At 32.7% G+C, this 22,542-nt stretch carries 19 protein-coding genes, 1 tRNA gene, 2 pseudogenes and 1 other annotated feature (1 of these 23 only partly in view); of the genes and pseudogenes, 16 read left to right on the plus strand and 6 right to left on the minus strand.

What is annotated here, in order from left to right:
- The first annotated feature begins 20 nt into the window (after nt 1-20).
- The 3 genes and pseudogenes from BQ7474_RS11085 (at nt 21) to istB (ending at nt 3,659) form a co-directional block, all read left to right on the plus strand.
- Nucleotides 21-1,357: pseudogene (locus BQ7474_RS11085) on the plus strand (IS256 family transposase).
- Between the two features lie 93 nt (nt 1,358-1,450).
- Nucleotides 1,451-2,914: an IS21 family transposase gene (gene istA / locus BQ7474_RS02880; protein WP_073997523.1), complete on the plus strand. Its 1,464-nt coding sequence runs from the start codon at nt 1,451-1,453 to the stop codon at nt 2,912-2,914.
- A gap of 1 nt (nt 2,915) precedes the next feature.
- Nucleotides 2,916-3,659: an IS21-like element helper ATPase IstB gene (istB, locus tag BQ7474_RS02885; RefSeq protein WP_073997524.1), complete on the plus strand. Its 744-nt coding sequence runs from the start codon at nt 2,916-2,918 to the stop codon at nt 3,657-3,659.
- Between the two features lie 324 nt (nt 3,660-3,983).
- Here istB and BQ7474_RS02890 read toward each other — a convergent pair.
- From BQ7474_RS02890 to mscL, 5 genes and pseudogenes are all read right to left on the minus strand, one after another.
- A pseudogene (locus BQ7474_RS02890) lies at nt 3,984-5,476 on the minus strand (IS1182 family transposase).
- Between the two features lie 143 nt (nt 5,477-5,619).
- Nucleotides 5,620-6,282, minus strand: coding sequence for a hypothetical protein (locus BQ7474_RS02895; RefSeq protein WP_073997525.1), 663 nt, complete (start codon nt 6,280-6,282; stop codon nt 5,620-5,622).
- Between the two features lies 1 nt (nt 6,283).
- Nucleotides 6,284-7,138: an ATP-binding cassette domain-containing protein gene (locus BQ7474_RS02900; protein WP_073997526.1), complete on the minus strand. Its 855-nt coding sequence runs from the start codon at nt 7,136-7,138 to the stop codon at nt 6,284-6,286.
- Complete coding sequence (locus BQ7474_RS02905) at nt 7,131-7,502, minus strand: GntR family transcriptional regulator (RefSeq protein ID WP_073997527.1); 372 nt, start codon at nt 7,500-7,502, stop codon at nt 7,131-7,133. The genes BQ7474_RS02900 and BQ7474_RS02905 overlap by 8 nt, the downstream gene beginning before the upstream one ends.
- Nucleotides 7,503-7,633: 131 nt before the next feature.
- Nucleotides 7,634-8,053 (minus strand): large conductance mechanosensitive channel protein MscL, encoded by a 420-nt coding sequence (gene mscL, locus BQ7474_RS02910; protein WP_073997528.1) that lies wholly within the window; start codon nt 8,051-8,053, stop codon nt 7,634-7,636.
- Nucleotides 8,054-8,153: 100 nt separating this feature from the next.
- Here mscL and BQ7474_RS02915 point away from each other — a divergent pair, with 100 nt between their 5' ends.
- The 13 genes from BQ7474_RS02915 (at nt 8,154) to BQ7474_RS10735 (ending at nt 19,919) form a co-directional block, all read left to right on the plus strand.
- On the plus strand, nt 8,154-8,741 hold the full coding sequence (locus BQ7474_RS02915) for an NUDIX hydrolase (protein WP_073997529.1): 588 nt from the start codon (nt 8,154-8,156) through the stop codon (nt 8,739-8,741).
- The gene (locus tag BQ7474_RS02920; protein WP_073997530.1) at nt 8,734-9,564 is read left to right on the plus strand and encodes an aminoglycoside 6-adenylyltransferase; all 831 of its coding nucleotides are present in this window, start codon (nt 8,734-8,736) and stop codon (nt 9,562-9,564) included. Before BQ7474_RS02915 ends, BQ7474_RS02920 begins: the two co-directional genes overlap by 8 nt.
- 9 nt (nt 9,565-9,573) lie before the next feature.
- A complete protein-coding gene (locus tag BQ7474_RS02925; RefSeq protein WP_073997531.1) occupies nt 9,574-10,782 on the plus strand; it encodes a D-alanyl-D-alanine carboxypeptidase family protein in 1,209 nt (402 codons plus the stop codon).
- A 269-nt stretch (nt 10,783-11,051) separates the two neighbouring features.
- Nucleotides 11,052-11,128, plus strand: a tRNA-Arg gene (locus BQ7474_RS02930).
- A 53-nt stretch (nt 11,129-11,181) separates the two neighbouring features.
- On the plus strand, nt 11,182-11,688 hold the full coding sequence (locus tag BQ7474_RS02935) for a nucleoside deaminase (RefSeq protein ID WP_073997532.1): 507 nt from the start codon (nt 11,182-11,184) through the stop codon (nt 11,686-11,688).
- A gap of 77 nt (nt 11,689-11,765) precedes the next feature.
- On the plus strand, nt 11,766-12,716 hold the full coding sequence (locus tag BQ7474_RS02940) for an NAD(P)-dependent oxidoreductase (protein ID WP_073997533.1): 951 nt from the start codon (nt 11,766-11,768) through the stop codon (nt 12,714-12,716).
- On the plus strand, nt 12,713-13,330 hold the full coding sequence (udk, locus tag BQ7474_RS02945; protein WP_073997534.1) for a uridine kinase: 618 nt from the start codon (nt 12,713-12,715) through the stop codon (nt 13,328-13,330). Before BQ7474_RS02940 ends, udk begins: the two co-directional genes overlap by 4 nt.
- A gap of 2 nt (nt 13,331-13,332) precedes the next feature.
- A complete protein-coding gene (gene glgB, locus BQ7474_RS02950; protein WP_073997535.1) occupies nt 13,333-15,147 on the plus strand; it encodes a 1,4-alpha-glucan branching protein GlgB in 1,815 nt (604 codons plus the stop codon).
- Nucleotides 15,131-15,589, plus strand: coding sequence for an acyl carrier protein (locus BQ7474_RS02955; protein WP_073997536.1), 459 nt, complete (start codon nt 15,131-15,133; stop codon nt 15,587-15,589). The genes glgB and BQ7474_RS02955 overlap by 17 nt, the downstream gene beginning before the upstream one ends.
- Nucleotides 15,586-16,695, plus strand: a complete 1,110-nt coding sequence (locus tag BQ7474_RS02960; RefSeq protein ID WP_082187869.1) for an FAD:protein FMN transferase — start codon at nt 15,586-15,588, stop codon at nt 16,693-16,695. Before BQ7474_RS02955 ends, BQ7474_RS02960 begins: the two co-directional genes overlap by 4 nt.
- 71 nt (nt 16,696-16,766) lie before the next feature.
- Nucleotides 16,767-18,242 (plus strand): DUF1846 domain-containing protein, encoded by a 1,476-nt coding sequence (locus BQ7474_RS02965; RefSeq protein WP_073997537.1) that lies wholly within the window; start codon nt 16,767-16,769, stop codon nt 18,240-18,242.
- Nucleotides 18,243-18,334: 92 nt separating this feature from the next.
- Nucleotides 18,335-19,279, plus strand: coding sequence for a transposase (locus tag BQ7474_RS10730; RefSeq protein ID WP_218188972.1), 945 nt, complete (start codon nt 18,335-18,337; stop codon nt 19,277-19,279).
- A 1-nt stretch (nt 19,280) separates the two neighbouring features.
- Complete coding sequence (locus BQ7474_RS10735; protein ID WP_218188973.1) at nt 19,281-19,919, plus strand: transposase; 639 nt, start codon at nt 19,281-19,283, stop codon at nt 19,917-19,919.
- 168 nt (nt 19,920-20,087) lie between these two features.
- Here the strand turns inward: BQ7474_RS10735 and BQ7474_RS02975 are convergent, their stop codons facing one another.
- Nucleotides 20,088-22,208 carry a metallophosphoesterase family protein gene (locus tag BQ7474_RS02975; protein ID WP_073997538.1) on the minus strand — a complete coding sequence of 707 codons (2,121 nt, stop codon included), beginning with the start codon at nt 22,206-22,208 and terminating at the stop codon, nt 20,088-20,090.
- 164 nt (nt 22,209-22,372) lie between these two features.
- Nucleotides 22,373-22,542 (plus strand) — a binding site (T-box leader) (it continues 45 nt past the right edge of the window).

Below are 22,542 nucleotides of genomic sequence, written 5' to 3' on the forward strand. Positions count from 1 at the left end.
ACTAATCAAGTGGAATTTTTATGCCAAGAAAAAGACCGGAAACAAAAAGAAGCAAGATAGCGAAAATGTTAATTGAAGAATATCAGCCTCAAAGTGCGCAAGATATTCAAGAAGCACTAAAAGATCTTCTAGGTGATACCATGGAAGAACTTTTAAAAGCAGAACTAGATGAGCATTTAGACTATGAATATGGAGAAAAACCACTTTCTCTAAATACAAGAAATGGTTCAAGCAAGAAAACAGTTAGATCATCTTACGGAAATATAGATTTAAACATACCAAGAGATAGAGAAGCAACATTTGAACCACAAGCATTAAAAAATATGAAAAAGACATCTCAAACATAGAAAATCAGATAATATCAATGTATGGGAAAGGAACACCCTCGCCTAATAATATCATCAACTCATTTCATTCGTTGGATATTATTGGCTGGGGCAGGCTCTGACAACAAGAGACATATCAAGTCACATCAAAGATATCTATGACTTTGGAATATCAGAAACAATGGTAAGCAAAATAATCAACAAAATACTACCAACAATAGAAGAGTACCCTCGCCTCAATCTTTCTACAACTCATTACATTCGTTGGAAAGATTGGGCTGGGGCAGGCCCTGGCAAAATAGACCACTAGATAGAATCTATCCTATGGTATTCTTAGACGCTATACACTACCACGTAAGAGAAAACAACATAGTAGTCAAAAAAGCAGTCTACATAGCCCTAGGCTACAACCTAGAAGGCTTTAAAGAAATCCTAGGCATGTACCCAAGGGGCAGACCCTGGGTAGGAGAAAATGAATCAAGTAAATATTGACTTTTAGTACTAAACCAGTTAAAAGAAAGAGGACTAGAAGATGTATTAATATTCTCAACAGACAATCTACCAGGATTTAGTGAGGCTATAGAAGCAGTATATCCAAGATCAGAAATACAAAAATATATAATCCATCAAATAAGAAACTCCACAAAGTATGTACCATACAAAGACATCAAAGAATTAATGAAAGACCTAAAAGCAATATACAAAGCACCAACAGAAGACTTAGCCTTAACAAATCTAGGTATCTTTGAATAAAAATGGGATAAAAACATCCAATGTGTGTAAGCTCTTGGAAAAACAATTGGACAGAATTATCGACATATTTTAAATATCCAGAAGGAATAAGAAAACTAATATACACAACAAATGCCATGGAAAACTTCAATAGGCAACTAAGAAAAGTAACCAAAAACAAGACCATATTTCCAAATGACTATGCTCTACAAAAAAGCCTATATCTAGCCATGGTAGATGCTTCAAGTAAGTGGACCTATAGGATACGTGTAAATGATAAACTAAAAGTGGTCCAATAATCGATTAATTCTAATCGAAAAATGGTCCACTTGTTTTAGTTTGTACTCCGTATGTAAAGTATAGGTACGGAGGTATGTGAGGTGATTAAATTAATGGATAAGAATGCAATAATAAGACTTAAAAATCAAGGATATTCAAATAGAGAAGTATCTAGAATACTTAAGATTAATAGGAAGACTGTAGCTAAATATTGGAATAAGTACCAGGAAGATGTTAAGAATTTAGATAATCCTAATTTAGATAGAGCATTAGTTCAAGAAGAAATTGCCAAGGCGCCTTCCTACGATTCTTCTAATAGAAAGAAGATCAAATATACAAAAGAAGTAGATGAGTATCTTGATCAGATTTTAGAAAGTGAGAAAAGAAAGGATTCTATCTTGGGTAATCATAAGCAAGCTTTAAGCGTTGTTCAGATTCATAAGATGATTGTTGATAAGGGTTTTGATATATCTTATCCTTCAATAGCAGTTTATGTTAGAAAGAAAAGAGAAGCTTCTAAAGAATGCTTCATTAAGCAAGTATATGATTTTGCTGATAGGTTAGAATATGACTTTGGTGAACTTAAGCTTGTAATCGATGGCAAACTTGTTAGTTTAAATATGGCTGTTATGAGTTCCCCAGCATCTAATTTTAGATGGGCTTATCTATACACAAGTCAAAATCAAGATGTATTCTTTGATTCACAAGTAAGATTTTTTAATATGATTGGAGGAATGTATAGAGAAATAGTCTATGATAATATGAGAAATGTTGTTAGTAAGTTCATAGGTAGAAATGAAAAAGAACTTAACCCAAGATTAATAGAGTTTGCCAACTACTATGGCTTTTCAGTCAATGTAACCAATTGTTTTTCAGGAAATGAAAAAGGTCATGTTGAAGGAAGTGTTAGGATAATTAGAAAGAATGCTTTTTGTGAAAAATACGAGTTTGATTCAATTGATCAAGCACAAGAGTACTTAAATTCTAAACTTATCCAGTTAAATAAGGACTCTAAGATTAATGAGGAAAAGAAACACCTTCTAGTCCTAAGACCTACTTATGAACTATCAAAAGTATCTTTTGCTAAGGTAGATAAGTATTCTTTAATACAAGTTGATAAAAACAAGTATTCACTACCAGATTACATGGTAGGAAAAACTGTTCTTGTTAGAGCTTATGCTAGGGAAATTAAAATATATGTAAATGATAAACTTCTAGCCGTTCATAAAAGAAAAGATGGTGCTAATGAATATAGCATTGACATCACTCATTACCTAAAATCATTAGCACGCAAACCAGGTGCAATTCGTAATTCTCTCGCCTTAAAAAGTCATCCTGATTTAAAAAACATCTTCGATAAATACTTTACCTCTAACCCAAAGAAGTTCATAGAATTAGTAGAGCTTAACAAAGATAAGGATGTTGATAAAATAGTTGATATCTTAAATAACTATTCTAACACTAAGAAAGAACTTGATGTATTAGATATAGTGAAAACCGATAAAAAAGAAGCTGACATAGAAATAAAGGCAAGAAAAATAGTGTCCTCCTATGATAGCCTTGTAATTGGAGGCTAAGATGAATATTAAAGAAGCTTCTAACATACTTAAGCTCTCTTATCTAAGAGAGTCATATGAGGATTTAATAGAAGAATCATCAAATCTAAACTTATCTAACGAAGAATTCTTAAAACTTTTCTTAGAAAGAGAGGTAGAAAGAAGGAAAAACAACGGCATAGCAAGAAGAATAAGAAATGCCAAATTTATCAACAAGAAATTCTTAGAAGACTTTGATAAAACAAAATATTCTTTAGAACTAAACAAAAAATTTGGATATCTTGAAACACTAAAATTCATAGATAACAAAGAAAACATAATCATGATAGGGACACCTGGATGTGGTAAAACTCATTATGCAACTGCCTTAGGTATTAAGGCATGTATTGCTGGAAAGAATGTACTATTTACCTCTGTTCCTAACCTTGTGATAGAACTACAGGAGGCTATGAGTAAAAATCAAATTACTAACTACAAGAAGAAATTTGAAAAATATGACTTGGTGATCTTAGATGAGCTAGGTTATGTTTCCTTTGATAAGATAGGCTGTGAGATTCTTTTTAACCTATTATCATCAAGAAATGATAAGGGTTCAATAATATTAACAACGAATTTAAACTTTGAAAGATGGGAAGAAGTATTTAAAGATCCAATGCTAACTGGAGCTATAGTAGATAGACTTGCTCATAGGGCCCATATTATGGATATGTCTAGAGAAAAATCTTATATGATGGAAGATACAATGGAGTGGTCAAAGAATATATGAAATATATGTAAAAAGTCTTTCCCCTAGGGGAAAGGACAAGTGTGGTCAATATCTTTACTATATGTGGACCACTTTTCGATAATAACTGTGGACCATTTTTCGCTTGACATTTACAATACGAGGCTGGGATCAAATCTTATCCCAATTATCAATATATTTTGAAGGGAGGTTTTAATCAAGCTAAAAATTTAGCATGAAATCGGCTGTAAATTTTCATGAAAATTTGACAGTTTATTAAAGTTGTGTAAAATTAAGACAAACGCCATTCCTATAGGAATGGACAAACAATGATACATAAAAAATGTATCAACCCTTACCCTTTTATCAGGATTTAGGTTGATACACAAAATTATTTACAGACCCGTTCATAGCGTCGACGAAACCCACTTCATAAATACGATTTGTCGACGCTTTTTCTATATTTATTCTAAAATATATTATTTTTTCAAATAGTGATGCAATTCCTTCGGTAGATGGAGGAGTATCGCCTCTATTTTTATCTACTCTATCTAGTAATTTTGCTAGTTTTTTCATATTTAGGCATGCAAAAGTTAGTGGTGTTTCATACTCATTTTTGCTTTTCCTATCATGTTTGTATATCTGAAGCTATGGTATTCTTTTGCACTTCCGAATTGTCTTTCTATTGTTTCTTTTCTTTGCTTGTATTCTGATTTTCCCTCTTTGGTTAATCTATACCATTCGCAATAGTCTATGTATTCTTGCTAGATATGCCTGGTTATTATTTTTACCTTGCTTTTACTTTTTGTACATTTACTTAAAGATGGACAGTTTTCACATAAACTTTTCTTGCTTTGATATATTCTGTAGCCTTCACGGTTGGTTGTTGAGTAAAGGAGGATTTTTTTTCTGGGCATATGTAGCAGTCGTTTGTTTGGTCATATTTATATTGTTTTGGGTTTTGTATATGGTAAGACTGACATTATTCCTTTTTCTACTAGGTCTTTTGCTATTGATGGTATTTTGTATCCTGCGTCCATTACTATTTTTTCTGGCTTATATTTTTCTAGTTTTTCTTTGAAGAATGATGGGAAGCTTGTGGTGTCGTGTAGGTTTCCTGGGTAGGATTTGTATCCTAAGATCCATCCATTTTTGTCACATGATGTTTGAATTGATTAGGCGTATACTTCTTTATGGTTTCCTTTATGGAATAGTCCACTTTCTGGATCTGTTGTTGATTGGCTGATTTCTTTTTCTTCTAGTTTTTCACCAGCTGGGTAATCAAAGTCATCTTTGCCATTGTTGTTTCTGTCTTCGTTTACTTCTTTTTCTAATTTCCTTTGATATGATTTTACTTTTTTCTTTATTTTTAATTTTTGGTTTTTATGTCTGTTGGCGTGGGCTTTTACATGGGTTGAGTCTACAAATTGTATTTTGGTGTCTACGAATCCATAGCTCATTGCTTGTTCTAGTATGTTTTCAAATATTTGATTGAATATGTCTTTATTTTTAAATCTTCTTTCATAGTTTTTTCCGAAGGTTGAGAAGTGTGGGACTTTATCGTAGAAGTCAAGTCCTAAGTACCAACGATAAGCTATGTTTACTTCTACTTCTCTTATCGTTTGCCTCATGCTGTTTATGTTGAAGAAGTATTGTAGGATTACAAGTTTTATTAGTACTACTGGGTCTATACTTGGTCTGCCTGTTGTTTGTGAGTATTTATTTTCTACTAGGTCGTATATGAAGTTAAAGTCTATGTATTTATCTATTTTTCTTAATATGTGATCTTTTGGGACTAGCTGTTCTACTGACACCATTTGAACTTGCTCAGTATTATTTTTTTCATTTTTATTTAGTATATCTTCCTCCATCTTTAGTATGTTTATACCCTAAGATGGCTAGATTTAAGCGTTTGCCGCATAAAAAAAGTAGATGAATCTCTACTTTTCATCTACTTTGTCTACAGTCTGAGAGATGATTATTTTCATCTCTTTTAAATTGCCTAAAATCTAGCATCCAACTTATTAATAATATAAAATCTAAGAATTTGACCTACTAGGAAAAGAGCTATTACTAAGTACATATTACTTATAAAAGATATATTCATAATGTTTCCATTTAGAAATAGGGCAAAGGCAAAGATAATTCCAAAGGTAGAACCAATAATTGGCTCCACTTTAAATATGTAGGCAATAGATCCACTAATTAAAGATATAGAAGATATGCCAAGGACAAAGTTTATAATAAAGCTAGGACTCATAATCTTACCGAATGCTCCTAGGATTTTATCACTGACACTTGATAAGAGAAATTTAGGCACTAGATACATTAATATGCCTGATAGAATTAATATAAGTATATCTTTTAAAATAAGCCCTAAAGCTATATCAGATCTTTTGTTACCTAACTTACTTGCTAGAGGAAAAGTTTCACCAAGTGATTGGGCCTCTCCGATAGCCAAAATGACGCACACTACAAAAAGTATCATTACTACTATAATTATTTTAAGAAACTCTGGGAATGAAATACCTTCTTCTGCCATTACCGTTTTTGCTAAAAATATTGATAAGAAACCCACTCCTATCATAAGTCCTATTATGGCACCAGCAAGGTTTTCTGAGTTTTCTTTTATTTCTGCTTTTAATACCCTAATAATTCCGTTCATCTTATGCCTCCTTGTTAAATGCTCTAAATAGTTCTTGTAAGTTCATACGATCTACTCTTGCATTTAATCTTTCTAGTTCTTCACTTGTAAAGTCATCATAAACCATAACTACCAATTGCTTACCAACTTTTTTATAAGATAAAATATTTTTATTCTCTAAGTATTTTAAATGGTCTTCATCAATAGTAATCATATAAGCCTTTTCTTCTATGGATTCAACGGATTCGTTTAATGCTACTTTTGAATCTTTTAGAAAGATTATATCTGTAACAACCCTTTCTATGTCTGAGAGTATGTGTGATGAAACCATAATCAAAGATTTGTCTTGTTCTTGGTATTCTATAATTTTTTTGTAAAAGATATCTCTATTAATTTCATCTAGACCATTTGCTGGCTCATCTAAGAAAATTATTTTTGCGCCAGTAGAAAGACCAATAATACTCCTATAAAGTCCTTGATTACCATAGGATAATTTGTTATATCTGGTCTTTTCATTTAGCATAAAGATATCCATCAGCTCATCATATCTTTTTTGATTGAACTTAGGGGCGAGGATCTTAATAGTTGATGTTAGAGTTTTTAATTTGCTTGCCTGTTGCATATCAGATATAAAACCGTCGCTAATGATTACCAAATTTTCTTTAAAAGTCTTATCATTTTTTATATTTGATCCATCAACAAAAGCCTCCCCTTGGTAGTTTATTATTTGATCAGATAAGATCTTCATAAGTGTCGTCTTTCCAACACCATTTCTGCCTATAAGTCCATAAATTTTATTATCCTCTAGACTTAAGTTGATATTATCAAGAACAATATTATTGCCATAAGACTTACTTACTTTTTCTAATTTAATCATCATTTCCATCCTTTTTGTAAAGCTTCTCAATTTCTATTATCAATTCTTCTTTGGTAATTCCTAACATAGTCATATTTTTTATTAAATCTGGCAAAATATTACTTATGTATGCATCTTTCCTTTTTCTTATAATAATTTTTTTTGCATCTTGAGTTACAAACATTCCCATGCCTCGCCTTTTGTATAGTATTCCTTCATCAACCAGAATATTGAGTCCCTTTCTTGCTGTTGCTGGGTTTATAGAATAAACATTAGCAAACTCAGTTGTGGAAGGGGACTGGTCATCTGCTTTTAAGTAACCATCTAAGATTTGATTTTCTACAATTTCTGCTACTTGTTCAAATATTAGTTTGTTAGTATCCATCCATATGCACTCCTTATCACTTAGTTACTTGAGTAACTAAGTACTTATACTTAAATTATAACAGGTAAATGATTATTGTCAAGGAAAATTAGCAAAAAAAAGAACCACATTTGTGGCTCTAAATTAATAAATTAGTTTGTATGAACGTGAGCGTGTTCGTTGTGGTAACCTTCAAGTTCACTTGTACAATTTGGACATCTTGTTGCATCAATTGCAATTTCTGATTTACAGAATGGACATTCTTTTGTAGTTGGCTCGTCAGAAACTGGTTCTATCTTATTCATTGATTTAAGTATAGAAAATAGAACAAATGCTACAATTAAGAATGTTATAATGGCGTTGATTAAGTTACCGAATTTTAATGTAGCTCCACCAACATTAACAACTAAGTCCTCAAAATCAACTCCTGCAGTAAGGCCAGTAATAATTGGCATTAATAAATCTTCCACTAATGAGTTGACAATTGCAGTAAATGCAGTACCCATGATGATACCAACTGCCATGTCAAGGACGTTGCCTTTTTGAATAAATTGTTTAAATTCTTTCCACATATAAACTCCTTTAAAAATATTTATCATAATTTCTTTAGTATTATACCTCAAAATTTGACTATTAAACATTATTTTAATATTATTTAACTAAGAGGTAGATATGAAATCATTATTAGTCGATGACGAGTTTTATGAAAAAATAAAGAATTACGCTGTTTTTATACCTATTATTAAGATAGAAGGCAAAGACCACATACTCTTGGAAGTACGTAGTAAGCATATTTCCCAACCGGGAGAGGTTAGCTTTCCGGGAGGAAGAGTAGAAGCTGGTGATAGCTTTGAAGATGCTGCTATAAGAGAAACTATGGAAGAGTTGCTTCTTAATAGAGAGGATATAATCCTTGATGGATATTCTTCAATGATTTTAACTTCTTCATATAGGCATGTCAAAGCTTTTTATGGTAGGATTAATAAAAAAATGGAAGAAATAAAGTATAATGAAGAAGTAGAATCTGTTTTTGCAGTTGATGTTGACTTTCTAAAGAGTAATGAGCCTATAATGTATAGGGCTCCTTACAAAATGGAATTTCCTAGCGACTTTCCTTTTGATAAAATCCCAAATGGTAAAGATTATAACTTTACCTCCTTGTATCATGATATGTATTTTTATGACACAAGCCCAGTGATCTGGGGCCTTACTGCAAAACTTCTTAAAAACTTTATAGAAGGCTTAGATAAAGATGAATAAAGAGATAAGTAATAAAATCATTAACTATGCTAAAAATAATGAATCTATAGAAGCTATTTACTATATAGAAGATAATTCTTATGATTCATTCATACACATTTATACTATTGTAAATGAAGTTATAGTTGGAAAAATGGAAGATGAATTAGTCCAGATTTTTGACGATGTTATATTGCTTAATAGGCAAAAAAATGAGTTTACTTTTGATAAGGATAATTTTAATTATACTAGCTTAAATATTTACACATCAAATAATTTAAAGCTAACAGAATCAATAATTTCAGAAGATTTTGTAGATGCGTTTATAAAAAGCGTTCCTGGTCAGATAAAAGTTTTGTACAGTAAACCAGGCTTTTATAAGCTTGAAGTTAGTAATGACTTTAGCTATCAAAAGCCAAAGGAGTACGAGCTAATGTCAACTATAAAAAACTTCTTTGCTTCAGCCTATGAAACATCACTTTTTATAGATGAAAAAGATCCGATTGCATCTAGTTTGAAACTAGAAGAAGTTAGGAAATATCTAACAAGTATGGTTGATTTTTATGTCAAAAACAAATATGCCTATAAGCTTTCCATGGGAGATGATGGGCAAAACTTGATTAATACCTTGGAATATGACATAAAAGAAAATTATCTTTTGACATTTAGCCATGATGACTTGATGGATATATATTTTTCCTTGTTTAAAGCTTGTGTACTATTTAGAAAGATTGCTATGGAAATATGTAAGGACTTAGGATACGCGTATCCAAAAGAAATTGACGTAGAAACACTAAAAGTACTTAGAAAAAATTACAAAAAGCTAGAATCATTTATAAATTAGGAGAAAGCTATGAGAAAAAACAAAATATCATCAATAATTATAGTGCTATTAATCTTCTTATTTCCAATAAATGCTCTTGCAGCAAACCAAAGCCAAGTTGTTGGACTGGATGATAACGTCAGAGCCTACATTATCGGTAATGCGGAAAATGGAGATATATACTATGAAAAAAATTCATCTACTCCATATCCAATGGCATCATTAAGCAAACTAATGACTTACTTGATAGTTAAAGAAAAGATAGATGAAGGCAAGCTATCCCTAAATCAAGAAGTTACTGTTGACAAAGAGGCTGCAAAATTTCATAGCTGGGAATACTCTTACCTAGGCTTAGATGAAGGAGAAGTTTATACAATAGAAGAGCTTCTTCAAGGTCTAATGGTAGTAAGTGGTAATGACTGTGCATATCAGCTAGCAATTACCGTTTCTGATTCAGAAAGCGAATTTGCAAGATTGATGAATATGAAATCTGGAGAATTAGGTTTGGATAGCCAGGTTTATTACAATGCAAGTGGAGTCCAAACAGAATCTGGCAACCAAAACTCATCTTCAGCAAAAGATTTGTATGTATTAAGCAAGTATATAATAGACAAATATCCTGAAGTATTGGAATATAGCAAAGTTAGAAAAATTGAAGATAAGAGACGAGACATAGATGTAGATAGCACTATTCCATTGGTTGGCGAAATACCAGGAGTGGATGGCCTAAAGACAGGAAGTACAGAAGAAGCAGGATATTGCTTAGTGTCTACAGTTGATATGAAAGAGATTGACGGCAAAGATGACTTTAGGACAATTGCTGTTGTGCTTGGTGCAGATCAAAAAGATACTAGAGATAAGGCTATGAGTGATTTGATTTATTATGTATCAAGATATTACGATAAGGTCAAAGTTCTTGATACCAATGTTGCTTACGATTCACTTAAGGTAAACACAGCCAAACAAGGCTACGTTGACCTATATCCAAATCAAAATGTAGAAATGATTGTAAAGACTGGAGAAAGCCCAGCGGTAAAAACAAAACTACAAGAAAATATAAAAGCACCAATAAAATCTGGCCAAGTCTTAGGAAATGCTAATGTAAGTTATGAAGATAAGGAATATGATGTTTCCCTAATATCACCATCTAACCTAGAAGAAGCATCACTTTTTTCAAGAATAGTAAGGTCTCTTCAAGATTCAGCAGATTTCTTGCTCAAAGTTTTGATTGCAAGATAAAAATACTTGTGATATAATTTAAGTTAGTTTACACGAGGTCCTCGATAGCAAAGGACCTCCAATGAAGCTGATTAGATTTTAAATTAGTCTTAGGCTTTTATGATGGGCCTTCACTTCGTTGCGGTATTCCGTGATTGTATCACGGGTGCTCTAAGAGGCGCACGGCCTAGTAAAAATGAGTCTACGACGTTTTTGATAAGTCCTCACTTCGTTGCGGTATTCCGTGCTAGTGGCACGGGTCTTCTATTGGCCAGACAGGCCAGTTATCTGTTTCAGTAGCTCAGCTGGATAGAGCACCGCCCTCCTAAGGCGGGTGTCGGAGGTTCGAATCCTCTCTGGAACACCACTTTTTTGGATGATATTTTTATCATCCTTTTTTATTGCTTTTTTGGAGTTTTTATGGATAATATTTCTTTTTCTGATATTGATAAATTTTATATGAATGAGGCCTTATATGAGGCGCGCCTTGCTCGTTTTGTTGAGGAAGTGCCTGTAGGTTGTGTGATTGTTTATGAGGGAAAAATTATTGGCCGTGGACACAATTTCACCTACAAGGGTAAGTCTGCCCTATTCCATGCGGAGCTTATTGCTATAAAGGAGGCAAATGAGTATTTTGGTGATTTTAGGTTGGAAGATACTACTATGTATGTCACCATGGAGCCATGCTCAATGTGCGCTGGGGCAATTATCAATTCTAGGATAGGTAGGCTTGTAATAGGTATACCAGATTACAAAAGAGGTGCTTGTGGTTCTAATACCAATATCACAGGAGATAGGAGCCAACTACATTTCTTGGATGCTGAGTTTGGTTTGTTGGAAAAAGAATGCCTATTTGAACTCCAGACTTTCTTTAAAATGCTTAGAAAAAGATCTAAGGAAAAGAAAAAAATGGGTAAAGTCGATTAAACTTTATTTTTTGAATTTTATCTTAATTTATGTATGGATTTCGAGTATAGTTACATTAAGAAATTTAGGAGGACGAAATGAAAATTACATTGTTAAATCCCTTAGAAGTTAGCGAAGAAACTATTTTAAATAATAAGGAAAAACTTGAAGAAATAGGTCACGAATTTGTTTTTTATGATGATCTTGCAAAAGATGATGACGAAATCATAGAAAGATTAAAAGATTCTGACATTGCTATCATTACAAACAAACCACTTAGTGCAAAAGTAATAGATGCTTGTCCTAATTTGGAATTGGTAGATGTAGCATTTACAGGTGTTGATCACGTAGATTTGGATGCTATCAAGAAAAATGGAATCACTTTATTAAATGCTAGTGGATATTCTGATGATTCTGTAGCAGAGCTTGTAATAGGTCTTGCTATAGGAGTTTTGAGAAAATTTAACGAAAATCGTGAAAACATTTTTGATAATACCAGCCATAAATTACTTGGACAAACCCTAAAGGGCAAAAAATTTGGTGTTATTGGTACAGGCAATATAGGAATCAAATTAATAGAACTCTTACAAGTTTTTGGATGCGAAATTCTAGCATATTCTAGAACTGAAAAACAAGAAGTAAAGGATATGGGTGTCAAATATGTTGATCTGGATACACTTTTAGAAGAATCTGACATAGTATCACTTCACATTCCTAATAATAAAGATACTAAAAATTTCTTAGATAAAGATAAGCTTGACAAAATGAAAGAAAATGCGATTTTAATTAACTGTGCTAGGGGACCAGTAGTGGACAATGATTATTTGGCACAATTACTAAACGAAGAAAAACTTCGCGCTGGCATAGATGTATTTGATATGGAACCACCTCTTCCAGAAGACTATCCACTTAGAAATGCTAAAAATTGTATTTTAACAAACCATATAGCTTATTATACAGAAGAAGCTATGGAAAATAGAGCTGAAATTGTATTTAACAATATATATGAATATTTAGATGGAAATATTATAAACGAGATTAAATTATGACAGGTATCAAAATCATAGCAGTAGCTGGTGGATCTGCTTCGGGAAAATCCTCAATAGTTAAGCAAATTGGTGAGACTTTTGAGGATGACCTTATTGTTATAGGCCATGATAATTACTATAAGGCCCACGATGATATGTCTTTTGACCAGAGAAGTAAGCTAAACTACGATTATCCTGGTGCCTTTGATAATGAACTTTTTTATGAGGATTTATTAAAACTTCAAGATGGTAAGTCTATTGATATGCCAAGATATGACTACACTATCCACACTAGAAGCAAGGAAACTACAAGGATAAGCCCTAGTAAGATCATACTAATTGAGGGCATCTTAGTTTTGGAAGATAAGAAAATCAGGGATATCACAGATACTAAAGTTTTTATAGATGCCGATAGTGACGTAAGATTACAAAGAAGAATCCTACGCGATACAAAAGAACGTGGCAGAAGCCTAGAATCTGTTTTGGAACAGTATATAAAACAAGTAAAGCCAATGCATGAAAAATACGTAGAGCCTACAAAGAAATATGCCGATATTATAATTCCAAGAGGGGCAAAAAACTCCAAAGGAATAGAGATTTTAATTAAGCATATTTCCGATATGATCGAGAGCTAGATATGCAAGTAAGTTTAATTGATACAGAATTTGATGCTATAAAATCATATATAGCAGGCGATTCTCATAAGGGTCATGAAATATGGGGAGCCTTAGCTAGTGATGGCGGGTATATCTTTAGAGTCTATGCGCCTAATGCGGACGCAGTATATATTCAAGGTGATTTCACAAATTGGGAAAATGTCAATATGACAAAAAACGTCAATTTAGGATATTTTTTCATAAAACTTCCTGCAAAAGTAGGAGATTATTATAAATATGCAGTTGTAAAGGATGGAAACTGGGTCTATCATGCCGATCCTTTTGGTAAGGCCATGGATTATGAGGGTGACTTTGCAACACTTATCACTCAAGATTCATATGATTTTAATGATTCAGATTTTATAGAAAAAAGAGATAAGAATTTTGATAAGGCATTAAATATATATGAACTTCATATTGGTTCTTGGTTAAGATATGGTGGAAATGTAAACTTTCTTGATATAGTTGATAGGCTAATCGACCATGTCAAAAAGATGAATTATACTCATGTAGAGATAATGCCAGTAACTGAATATCCTTTTTATCCATCTTGGGGCTATCAATCGACAGGATTTTTTGCCACAAGTGCTAGGTATGGTAGGCCAGTAGATTTTAAGAAATTCGTCGACCTCCTTCATCAAAATGGAATAGGAGTTATATTAGACCTAGTGGCAGTTCATTTTGCCAATGATTACTATGGATTAAAGACCTTTGATGGGACCCACCTTTATGAATCACCTTATGATGGTCTAACTTACTCTGAGTGGGGATCAATCAATTTTGACTATTCCAAAGGACATGTAAAATCTTTTATGAAATCATCCTTTGCCTATTGGATTGAAAACTTTCACATTGATGGGATTAGAGTCGATGCAGTTTCCTATATGATTTATTATAATGGTAATGAAAATCGTGGCGTTCACTATGACAATATAAATTTCATCAAGGATGCAAATAAGGATTTACAAAATTCTTTTCCAGATGTTATGATTATTGCAGAGGACTCATCAGCATATCCAAAGGTTACAAGTCCTGTTGATGAAGATGGCCTTGGATTTGACTACAAATGGGACTTAGGTTGGATGAATGATACCACTAAGTATTTTAAGGTAGATTCCTACAATAGAAGCCAACACCATTCGAAAATAACATTTTCAATGTTTTATTTTTACAATGAGAAATTTATGTTGCCACTTAGCCATGACGAAGTAGTTCACCTTAAGGGTGCTATGGTAAACAAAATGAGTGGTTCGTATGAAGATAAATTCAAAGAGCTTAAAGTTTTATATACTTATCAAATGGCTCATCCTGGCAAGATTTTAAACTTTATGGGAAATGAAATTGCTACATTTGACGAATGGAACGAAAATGCAAGCATAAACTGGGACATTCTATTCTATCCAAAACATGATGATTTTAATAGATATTTGAGAGATCTAAATTACTTATATAAGGAAAATTATGCGTTTTTCAAATATGATTATGACCAAGCAGGATTTAGATGGATAATAGTAGATGATACAAATACATCAGTCTTTGCTTTTGAAAGGATAGCAGATGATAAGAGATTTTTAATTGTACTTAATATGGCTAATCTCTATCATGGTGGATATGAATTCCCATATGATGAGGACTTGATATTTATTGAGAGACTTAATTCTTTTGACCAGAAATATGGAGGAGCAAGAGGTAATTTAAGAAAGATAGAAGTTAAGAAAGGAAGTAATCTCAAATTAGAGCTTTGGGAATATGAAGCTGCCATATTTGAGATAAGAGCAAATGAACAAACCAATTAATTTATCTTGGTTAGTGGAAAAATGGACTATAATGGATGAGGACTCATACTTAAAAAGTATGTGGCTAAATACTGAAAGTCTTGATATTATCCGTATTAACCAAGGAGAAACTGAAGATGATATTATAAAAAATTATATAGATATAGATAGCGACATAGACCATTATGTTCTTATGCCTGGAGCTGATGCTTTTGATGAAGATAAAGCAAGATCTGTATTTATAGAAAAATTAGATAGACATGAAAGAGACCAAATTATAGATGAGTACGAGGGATTTGCACCAGCAGAAGAATTTCTAGATATAATCTATAATCTTGGACTTGAAGGCGAATACAATGATTTTAAGTCAAAAATAGCGGCCTATATTTTGTTGCTATGGGCAGACGATGAAAAAATCACCATAACAAAGGACATGGAGACAATTAATATAGACAAGTTATGAAGTTAAGAAGAATATTTTTATCCATATTTCTAATCGCAGGACTTAGCTCTTGCCAGAATAATGAATCAAATGATAATGTAAAAGAACCTGTAGTTGAAGTAGGCGATTCTACTAGCACAGAAGAAAACAAAGCAAAGTTAGAAAAGTTTGACAAGGTTTACTATAACTACTTTGATACTGTTACATCATTTACTGCCTATGCAGAAAGTGAAGAACAATTCAAAGAATATACTGACATCCTAGAAACAGAACTTGAAAAATACCATGAATTGTTCAACTCTTACTACGATTTCGAGGGAGTAAACAATATAAAGACCATCAATGACAATGCTGGCAAAGGACCTGTAGAAGTTGATCCTGCCATAATAGAGCTTATAGAATACTCATTGGATTTTGATGAAAAGACTGGTGGCAAGATCAATATAGGCCTTGGTAATGTTATAAAAATGTGGCATGATGCTAGGGAAGAGTCACTTGACAATCCTTCAAAAACTTGGGTACCTACGAAAGAACAACTAGAAGAGGCAGCAAGCCATAGTGACATAAGCCAGATAAAAATTGATGAGGAAAATTCAACTGTAGAAATCTTAGATCCGGAAATGTCTATAGATGTTGGTGCTATTGGTAAGGGATTTGCAACCAAAAAAGTTGAAGAAGCCCTAAGAAAAAATCGTGTATCAACAGCTATATTGTCTGTAGGTGGAGATGATGCAATAATAGGCGAAAATCCAAACAAAGAAAATGGTAAATGGAGGATAGCTATCCAAAACCCAGAACTTGAAGCAGAAGATCCATATTCAAGTGTAGTGGCTGTGAATAATACAGCAGTTGTGACAAGTGGTGACTATCAAAGATACTATGAAGTTGATGGTAAGAGATACCACCATATCATTGATTCTGATACACTTTTCCCATCTGATTATTTTAGATCAGTAACTGTAATTCAAAATGATATTGCTTTGGCAGATGCCCTAAGCACATATTTATTTACAGTTGACCTAGAGAAGGGAATGGAAGTTGCTAAGGAATTTGACGCTGAAGTCTTATGGATTGACAAAGATGGCAAGCAGTTTAAGACTCCTGGCTACGAGAAATTAGAAGATTAATCGGACCATGGTCCGGTTTTTTATTTTGATATAATTTTGGTATAATATAACAGGAAAGCTAGGAGGAAGAAATGAAAAAGATTGCCTTTGACAACGATAAATACATAAAACTTCAATCAGAAAAAATATTAGAACGAATAAGTCACTTTGATAAATTGTATCTAGAGTTTGGTGGAAAACTCTTTGACGATGGACATGCATCAAGAGTTTTGCCTGGATTTTTGCCAGATTCCAAGCTAAGAATGCTAGATAGCATCAAAGATAAAACTGAAATTATTATAACAATTAATGCCAATGACATAGAAAGTAACAAAATCAGAGGAGACAACGAAATCTCTTATGATACTGAAACCATTAGGCTAAAGCAAGCCTTTGAACAGAAGGGATTTTTAGTAAACTCCATTGTGATTACCCAGTTTAATAATGGAGAAAAAGTACTAAGATATGAAAAGTATTTGGATAATCTTTCAATAACCCACCACAGGACATATAATATCAAAGGTTACCCAAATGATATAGACCATATTTTATCTAAAGATGGCTTTGGCAAAAATGACTATGTCGAAACTAACAGACCCCTAGTCGTTATAACAGGCCCAGGACCTGGGTCAGGGAAGATGGCCACAGCACTTTCTCTAATGTATTTGGACTATGAGAGAGGCAAAAGATCATCTTATGCAAAGTTTGAAACTTTCCCAATATGGAATCTTGGACTTATGCATCCTGTAAATATTGCTTATGAGGCAGCAACTGCCAACCTAAACGATGTAAACATGATAGATCCTTATCACCTAGAAGCCTATGGGAAACTAGCAGTTTCTTACAATCGCGATGTAGAGGCCTTCCCAGTTTTAAAGAGGATGCTAGAAAAAATTATGGGGCAAACACCGTACAAATCTCCAACAGATATGGGTGTCAATATGGTAGGATTTTGTATAACTGACAATGAGGCCGCCATAAAAGCATCCAAGGAAGAGATAGTAAGGAGATACTATAATTCGCTAGTTGATGTTAGATATGCTAAAGAATCTTATTCTTGTGTAGAAAAAATACAAACCCTAATGTCAAACCTTGACATTAGTGCAGAAGATAGGAGGGTTGCACTAGCAGCTCGTGAAAAAGAGGAAATTACTGGCAAAGAATCCTTTGCTATTGAGTTAGCTGATGGAAGAATAATGAGGGGCAAAAAATCAAAACTATTTACAGCTCCTGCTGCTTGTATACTAAATGCCCTCAAAAAGCTAGGAAATCTTGATGATGAAATCCTACTTTTAAGCCCACATATTATTGAGCCTGTTTCTAACCTAAAGACCAAGTCCTTGGGAGAAACTGAACCGTCATTATCGATAAATGAGATGCTCATAGCCCTAGCTATTTCAGCTACAACCAATCCTTTGACTCATATGGCTATGGAAGAAATTAAAAATTTAAAAAGTTTAGATGCACACAGCACAGTCATTTTAAATGACAGTGAAAAAAGAATGCTTAGAAAATTAGGGATAAACTTTACCCAAGACCCAGTTTTTGGGGAAGACAGTGGATATTAAAAATACTTTAAAAGGGGCTGTTGCAAAAGTCCTAACATAGAAAAAAGACGAGGAAACTAAAAATCCTCGTCTTTTTCTGATAGAATGTATTTATGATAAACGTTAAAAACAATACATCATCACTAACCAATTTTACGTTAGTTGATGATACAATTCAATTAAAATTAAATTTTAACACCGAAGTATACATCCAAGATGACATAAAACTAAGGCTTGTAAAAAATATAATTGAAAGGATAGACCTAACAGAAATAAAGAAAGTCTACTCATCATTTGGAAGAAAACCTACTGTTAACCCAGTAACAATGCTTCAAATAATAATATTCTGCTACTCTGAAGGAATATTTACATCAAGAGAAATAGAAAAATCATGCAAATATGATCTAAGAATAAAATATCTTCTTGATGGACAAACTCCACCAGATTACTCAACAATAAATAGATTTAGACAAAAAATAATAAATCTAACCCCCAATCTACTAAATGAAATGGTCCAAATATTAATAGAAGAAAATCAGATAGACCTATCAAGTATATACATAGATGGAACAAAAATAGAAGCCTACGCCAATAGATATAGCTTTGTATGGAGAGGAAGCATAGAAAAGTGGCAAGAAAAACTAAGGATGAGAATAATAAAACACTTCAATTTAAACAAAGACCTAACTGCAAGCCAAGTATTAGAAGTAGTAAAAATAGTATTTAATCAAGTTAGTAAAGAATGCATAGAAAAGAAAATCAACTTTGTATTTGGACAAGGCAAAAGAAAACATCAGCTTCAGCGTGAGTATGAAATGCTAAAAGATTGGAAAAGCAAACTAGAAACTTACCATAAACATCTAGAAATAATGGGCGATTACAGAAACTCCTACTCAAAAACAGACCATGATGCAACCTTTATGAGAATGAAAGAAGACCACATGAGAAATGGTCAACTAAAGCCAGCATATAATGAACTAGCCCGTCCGGCTCGTGGAGGACCTAGCAAGTGCCTCAGGTTTCATCATAGGAGAAAATGTATCCCATCACCCATCTGATATGTATACGCTAAAGCCATTCTTAACAAAACTACTAAAAAGTTACCCAAACAAACTAGACAAAGTAGTAGAAGATGCAGGATATGAAAGCGAAGAAAACTATGTATATCTTGCAGAAAATAACTTAACATCCTACATAAAGCCATCAAACTATGAACAATCAAAAACACGAAAATATAAAAAAGAACAAGAATTCAGGAAAAGCCTAGTCTATGATGAAAATCAAGACAAATACATATCAGAAGAAGGTAAAGAATTCATAAGATGCAATGACAGATATAGAAAAAGAAAAAATGGATATGTAACAACCACAAAAGTCTATAGATGTTTTGACTGGAACAAAGATGGACAAAAAACTAAAGGCATCTACATATCAGAAACATTCCAAAAATATAGGAAAGAATCATTAGAAAACATAATATCCGACCAAGGAATAGAAGAAAGACTAAACAGGTCTATTCAAGCTGAGGGAGCATTTTCTAAAATAAAATCAGGGCTAGACTACAACAGATTCCATCATAGAGGAAAAGCAAATATAATAAGTGAAATATGTCTTCTATCAATAGCGCTCAACTTAAATAAACTGGCATCCAAAATAGAAAACAAAAACTTAGAAATCATAAAATACAAAGCTGCTTAAGAAAAAAACATTAATTTCATAAGCTCTATTAAGTGACCCTATTTTTAAGAAAAATGTGGAAAAGTTCACTCATATCTTAAAAAACTCTATAAAAATTAATGGCTTGATACAGATATACAAGAAAAAAAGTGATGAGCAGAATAGATTTATCTATTCTGCAACATCACCTTATTTTGTATCGTCATATACTACATAGTTAAAGTATTTTTCTAATTCATTTAATTCTTCATTTTGGTAGATTTCAACCATTTCATCACTCATTGAATTTACTAATCCTATAACAAATTGTCTTAGACTTGTTTGGCCAAACATTTGGTTAGACAAACTCTCCTTTGCTCTTCTTACAGCTGTAAGTTTAACAATTCTCTTGGCCAAATCTACACCTTTTATATCCTTCTTGCCAGTCAAAAACATTGAAAAGAAATCCAAGAGATCTCTTAGATTGTCTACTCGATATCTTAAATACTTGTAGGTAAGCTTTGATGCCCAGCCCTCTGTTTGGATCAAATTATCGAAGAATTTTTGCTTGCTTCCATCTTTTTCAAGTTTGATAGAGCTGGTAAAGCTATCAAAAACTTGATTAATTTCTACACTTGCATAATCCAAAACTATACCTATGATATCGTAGTCTGGATTATTGAGGTTATCAATCATTTTGTTAATATAAGCTGGTTTCTCGTCCTCACCGATTGGTTTGTATTGGTACATGTAGTTAACAAAGTCATAAAAAATATGTCCATCATCATCAATAGGCATAGACCAAACTTTATGAATAATCGTATCCAAGATTTGGACTATTTTGTAAGGTATGAGGATTTTATTTTCTATTTGGTCAAGGATTATATTTATTGATTCTTCCAAATTTGAGGCCTTAATATAAATATTATTGCCAGCTGCCCTTATAAGAAATTGAAACTCGCCATTAACTTTCTTAACAAAGACCCTAGCGCGTTTATTACCAAGAGGGAAATAGTCTTTGACCATTGGGAATATAATATCGTTGACATATCCTCTTTCAGGCACATCCATATTTAAGCGATTTGACAAAAGCCTTGAAGCCTCACTTTGTATATCTATGTGGCTATACCTAGGATTATTGGCCTGGATTCTAATGTAGTTGTGTACAACATCTTCTAGGCTCAGCTGCTTACCTAGAGTATAGTTTATGGCATCTTTGATAATTTCGTATTCGCCATGCAAATTCATATAGGTAAATTCTTTGATTAGTTCAGTTTTTATATAAACTTCATAGCCATTTTTTTCTGCAACCTGGTTTATGACTTTTATATGCCTGATTGGGAGAGGGTAGGTAACAGTAGAACCTGTTTGTATATCATATATAACATTTCCCATCTCTGAAATATATTTAGCTGTACCATTTTCGTGGAGGTGGCCAGTAAATACAAATTTGACACCATTGTCAGCAAGGACTTCTATAGGAGTCTTACCATTGATTCTAGGGTCATCACACTCATACTTACTTCTCCATTCTTTAATGATAAAAGGGGAGAATACCAGCTCTTGATTTCTAAAGTTTGGCATAAGGGCATGATGGGCCATGACGAAAATTAGATCATTTCTACTTTTTGCCTCATCAATTTTATCTACAATCCACTTCATTTGCTCAATAATAATAGATCCTGGTACATTTTCTCTATTATCCCTGTGATTTTGTTCTGTATCTGCAGAATATATTGAAGTATCTACACATATAAGGCTTAGGCCCGTGCTATCATTTCTACTGCTAGGAATCCTTGCTAGATAAGAAAAATATCCATGAGCGTAGTATGAATATTCTTCCTCTCTTTCGTATTCTTTGTTGATTTTATCCAAATAATTATGAAATATTGTAGAATCCTTGTACATTTCTAGGACATATTTGTTTTCGTAAACAAAGTTATATAGTTCATAAAATTCTCTTGGATTGGTATTTTTAGTTTTCTTATTATTTTTAAAATCGTAAGACCTATGGTTGTTCAAATCGTGATTGCCTGGAATTAGAAAGATTTCTCTATCTTTGTTTTTACTCTTCCAAGATAGCAAGTTTTCTCTTACAAACTCATGGGATTTGTATTCTCCTTCTTTTACCAAATCGCCTGGCAAAAATAAAAACTGGCTATTGGCCTTATCAACCATTGATAGGGCTTCTTTGAACAAGTCTTCACTTTCTACTGTTAGTTTTCTTTCTATTTTTATTTCTTTAATAAAATTTTCGCTATTGGATATCAAATCACTACTTAAAACATGTGGGTCAGAAATGATTGAAATATCATAATTTTGTAAATCCATGATTCACCTCTATAAATTTCACTTAATTATAGTATACCAGGTATTTTTTTAGAACTAAAGAGAAACATCACAACGGGAAAATATCAAATTATTTTAAAAATAAAATATATTTATAAAAATACTTGACTTTGTATTTTTGATGGTGTATATTTTTTAGTACATAAATAAAAACGTCGAAAAGAGAGAGTACATAGAATTTTTCTATTACAGAGAGATTTATTAGCTGAGAAAAATCATAGAAAGTCTGTGGAAGTGCATCTTTGAGTTTTATACCGAAATTATAGTAGGCTATAACGCTAGTGCCCGTTAAGCACATTGAGGTTTTAAGATTTTT

The organism is Anaerococcus urinomassiliensis, assembly GCF_900128425.1.
GTDB lineage: Bacteria > Bacillota > Clostridia > Tissierellales > Peptoniphilaceae > Anaerococcus > Anaerococcus urinomassiliensis.

Bases quoted from the DNA above. Each gene is read 5' to 3' on its own strand.
- istB (WP_073997524.1), top strand. From the start codon at position 2,916: ATGAATATTAAAGAAGCTTCTAACATACTTAAGCTCTCTTATCTAAGA.
- BQ7474_RS02960 (WP_082187869.1), top strand. From the start codon at position 15,586: ATGAAGTTAAGAAGAATATTTTTATCCATATTTCTAATCGCAGGACTT.
- BQ7474_RS02905 (WP_073997527.1), bottom strand. From the start codon at position 7,502: ATGGATACTAACAAACTAATATTTGAACAAGTAGCAGAAATTGTAGAA.
- BQ7474_RS10730 (WP_218188972.1), top strand. From the start codon at position 18,335: ATGATAAACGTTAAAAACAATACATCATCACTAACCAATTTTACGTTA.
- BQ7474_RS02895 (WP_073997525.1), bottom strand. From the start codon at position 6,282: ATGAACGGAATTATTAGGGTATTAAAAGCAGAAATAAAAGAAAACTCA.
- BQ7474_RS02955 (WP_073997536.1), top strand. From the start codon at position 15,131: ATGAACAAACCAATTAATTTATCTTGGTTAGTGGAAAAATGGACTATA.
- BQ7474_RS02925 (WP_073997531.1), top strand. From the start codon at position 9,574: ATGAGAAAAAACAAAATATCATCAATAATTATAGTGCTATTAATCTTC.
- mscL (WP_073997528.1), bottom strand. From the start codon at position 8,053: ATGTGGAAAGAATTTAAACAATTTATTCAAAAAGGCAACGTCCTTGAC.
- BQ7474_RS02915 (WP_073997529.1), top strand. From the start codon at position 8,154: ATGAAATCATTATTAGTCGATGACGAGTTTTATGAAAAAATAAAGAAT.
- glgB (WP_073997535.1), top strand. From the start codon at position 13,333: ATGCAAGTAAGTTTAATTGATACAGAATTTGATGCTATAAAATCATAT.
- BQ7474_RS02935 (WP_073997532.1), top strand. From the start codon at position 11,182: ATGGATAATATTTCTTTTTCTGATATTGATAAATTTTATATGAATGAG.
- udk (WP_073997534.1), top strand. From the start codon at position 12,713: ATGACAGGTATCAAAATCATAGCAGTAGCTGGTGGATCTGCTTCGGGA.
- BQ7474_RS02940 (WP_073997533.1), top strand. From the start codon at position 11,766: ATGAAAATTACATTGTTAAATCCCTTAGAAGTTAGCGAAGAAACTATT.
- BQ7474_RS02920 (WP_073997530.1), top strand. From the start codon at position 8,734: ATGAATAAAGAGATAAGTAATAAAATCATTAACTATGCTAAAAATAAT.
- istA (WP_073997523.1), top strand. From the start codon at position 1,451: ATGGATAAGAATGCAATAATAAGACTTAAAAATCAAGGATATTCAAAT.
- BQ7474_RS10735 (WP_218188973.1), top strand. From the start codon at position 19,281: ATGTATACGCTAAAGCCATTCTTAACAAAACTACTAAAAAGTTACCCA.
- BQ7474_RS02975 (WP_073997538.1), bottom strand. From the start codon at position 22,208: ATGGATTTACAAAATTATGATATTTCAATCATTTCTGACCCACATGTT.
- BQ7474_RS02900 (WP_073997526.1), bottom strand. From the start codon at position 7,138: ATGATTAAATTAGAAAAAGTAAGTAAGTCTTATGGCAATAATATTGTT.
- BQ7474_RS02965 (WP_073997537.1), top strand. From the start codon at position 16,767: ATGAAAAAGATTGCCTTTGACAACGATAAATACATAAAACTTCAATCA.